This window comes from Kitasatospora putterlickiae (assembly GCF_039527695.1).
Classification (GTDB): domain Bacteria; phylum Actinomycetota; class Actinomycetes; order Streptomycetales; family Streptomycetaceae; genus Kitasatospora; species Kitasatospora putterlickiae.
In genome coordinates this window covers 16,634-19,081 of the sequence record NZ_BAAAKJ010000094.1, presented here as the reverse complement: position 1 = coordinate 19,081, position 2,448 = coordinate 16,634, and the positions used below count along the sequence as shown (strand labels likewise).

General features: G+C 76.6%; 4 protein-coding genes and 1 pseudogene. 4 read left to right on the top strand and 1 reads right to left on the bottom strand.

Going from position 1 to position 2,448, the window contains the following annotated elements:
- The first annotated feature begins 12 nt into the window (after positions 1–12).
- The 3 genes from ABD308_RS39625 (at position 13) to ABD308_RS10150 (ending at position 1,369) form a co-directional block, all read left to right on the top strand.
- The gene (locus ABD308_RS39625; protein WP_425554733.1) at positions 13–276 is read left to right on the top strand and encodes an LPXTG cell wall anchor domain-containing protein; all 264 of its coding nucleotides are present in this window, start codon (positions 13–15) and stop codon (positions 274–276) included.
- 97 nt (positions 277–373) lie between these two features.
- Positions 374–1,018 (top strand): PhzF family phenazine biosynthesis protein, encoded by a 645-nt coding sequence (locus ABD308_RS10155; protein ID WP_344331149.1) that lies wholly within the window; start codon positions 374–376, stop codon positions 1,016–1,018.
- Positions 1,019–1,027: 9 nt separating this feature from the next.
- On the top strand, positions 1,028–1,369 hold the full coding sequence (locus ABD308_RS10150) for a hypothetical protein (RefSeq protein WP_344331142.1): 342 nt from the start codon (positions 1,028–1,030) through the stop codon (positions 1,367–1,369).
- Positions 1,370–1,400: 31 nt separating this feature from the next.
- On the opposite strand, the gene ABD308_RS10145 is transcribed toward ABD308_RS10150, so the two are convergent.
- Positions 1,401–1,970 carry a VanZ family protein gene (locus ABD308_RS10145; protein WP_344331136.1) on the bottom strand — a complete coding sequence of 190 codons (570 nt, stop codon included), beginning with the start codon at positions 1,968–1,970 and terminating at the stop codon, positions 1,401–1,403.
- Positions 1,971–2,177: 207 nt separating this feature from the next.
- Between ABD308_RS10145 and ABD308_RS10140 the strand changes: the two are divergent.
- Positions 2,178–2,448, top strand: a pseudogene (locus ABD308_RS10140) (hypothetical protein); the annotation flags it as partial.

Sequence of the window (2,448 nt, the reverse complement as noted above, 5' to 3'; positions counted from 1 at the left end):
CCGGCCGGCACCGTGACCGTGGCGGCCCCGGCGCCGCCCGTCGACCTCGCCTCCACCGGCGGCTCGTCCACCAACACCCCGATGGCGATCACCGGCGCCACCTCGATCGCGATGGGCATCGGCACACTCGTGGTGGCACGCCGCCGCCAGAAGTCCCGTCCGGTCCTCGCCGCCACCCGAGCCCCGGGCCCGGCCCCGACAAGGACCCCGCCCCCGAGGCCGCCACGTCCCACGGCACCGGGTCCCGACGTCCCGGCCAGGCCGCAAGGCTCGTAACCGCGGGCCCGCGCGGACCTGTACCGGGATGAGGCGGGCGTCGGGATCGCGACTGTCGGCTCGTGCGGGGCCGACCTGGGTGAGGGGGGAACCACGGGTGATCGACCACGAGGTGCTGCGCGTGTTCTGCGGGCCGGGTGGGGGATACGGCAATGCGTTGGGCGTCGTCCGGGACGGTGCCGCCGTGCCTGGCGAGCGGGATCGGCAGGCGGTCGCCCGGGAGCTCGGCTTCAGCGAGACGGTGTTCGTCGATGACCCGGAGCGTGGCGTCATCGACATCTACACCCCCGGCCTGCGCCTGCCCTTCGCCGGGCACCCGTGCGTCGGCGCCGCCTGGCTGCTCGGGGTGGACCGGCTGGTCACCGCGGCCGGTGTGGTGGGCGTCCGGCGTGAGGGAGTGTTCACCCGGATCGCGGCGCCCGCCGGGTGGGCGCCGCCGCGGACGCTGCGGCGGCACGCGACGCCCGCCGAGGTGGACGCCCTGGCGGTGCCGCCGCCGGGCGAGTGGATCTACGCCTGGGCGTGGCAGGACGAGGCGGCCGGCACCGTCCGCGCCCGGGCCTTCCCCGGGCGGGGCGACGGCATCGACGAGGACGAGGCCACCGGCGCGGCCGCCCTCCTGCTGACCGCCGAACTGGGGCGTGGCCTGACGATCACCCAGGGGCGCGGCTCGCTGATCGTCACGGGCCTCACGGCCGACGGCCTGGTCGAGGTCGGCGGCCGGGTCCGTCGGGCGGGTTGAGGACGGGCCGTGGAGGAACCGCGGTTCGAGGCCGTCGTGACCCGGGTCGGAGAGCGCAGGCTCGCCGTCTATCAGGTGCTCCGCGCGAGGGGCGAGTTGAGCCTTTGGCAGGTCAAGTGCTTGTTGGACCAGGCCCCGGTCCGCGTCGACGAGCACTACCTGTCCGACCTCCGTCGCAGGACGGAGCGGCTGCGCGAGGCCGGGGCCGAAGTCTCGCTGTCCTGCCGCGAGTGCGGCCGACCCGCGCCCGAGGAGGGCGAGTTGATCGACGCCGGACCGTGCGCCGCAGCCCGCTGGCCGTACTGCCCGGCGAGCAGCGACCGGCCGCCGTCCATGGTGTGGTACCCGTAGACCGGCTCCCGCGTGGTCGCGAGGGGCGCGCTCAGCGCCCGTGCGAGGAGGCCGGTTCGGCGAAGACGGCGGACTTGGGCGCGGCGGCGGTTGCCGGGGCGGGCGCGGACGGCGCCGCCGCAGCGGGCGCCGGGGCCCGGGGAGCCGTGGCGCGGTGGAGGAGGAAGGCGCGGCCGACGGGGACCAGGGTGAGGTGGGTGGCCGCGACGCCGGCGGTGGCGAGCAGGATGTGGTCCACGTTGAGCACGTGGCCCGGGGCCCAGGAGGAGAGGAACTCCAGCGCGGTGGCCAGCAGGGCCGAGGCGCCGGTGGTGCGCAGGAAGGACGGGAGCCACCGGGTGGTCAGGCGGCCTCCGGAGAGGGGGAGGAAGACGCCGAGCGGGGCGAGCAGCAGCAGTTCGCTCAGCAGTTGGCCCGCGCTGGAGGAGTGGAGCGAGGCCAGTGGCGTCAGGTTGGCGTCGTAGACCCAGGCCACCGGCAGTGGTCTCAGCACCATCCAGCCCACCAGCAGCAGGTGGACGGTGAGGCCGAGCAGGCCCACCACCTGCAGTGGACGCTGGGAACGCTGGACGGCCGTCGCCCGTCCGGTCTCGGTCCGCACGCCGGCCCGCTCCTCGCGTGGCCTGGTGCCATCTCGCTGCACGGGGGGTAGGACGTGCACCGGCGGCGTGACGGTTCCACGCCCGGTGTGAACTTCACGCCGAGCGCCGGGTGCCCGGCGGGGGCCGCGGGGGAGCCGTCCGGTGAACCCGGTGGTCCTCGCGGTCCCCGCCAACCCGCTTACCGGCAGGGCGGCGTGGTGGACGCGGTGGGCGACGGCAGCGCGCTGAACACGTTGTCCGCCGGCGACGTCGGTGACACCACGACGGGCGACGGCGCTGCCGACGGCGTCCTGCCCCGGGCCGTGGACGGCACTCCGGACGGTGCCCCGGACGGCGAGCCGGCGCGCGCCGCCGCAGCGTGCTCCGGGGCCTGCGGGGCCGCGCCCGCGCCCATGGCGGAACCCGCGCCGGAGGCCGGGGACGGCGCGCTCGGTGCGGTGGGTATCCGCGCCACCGTCGGGCAGGCGGTCCGGCTGG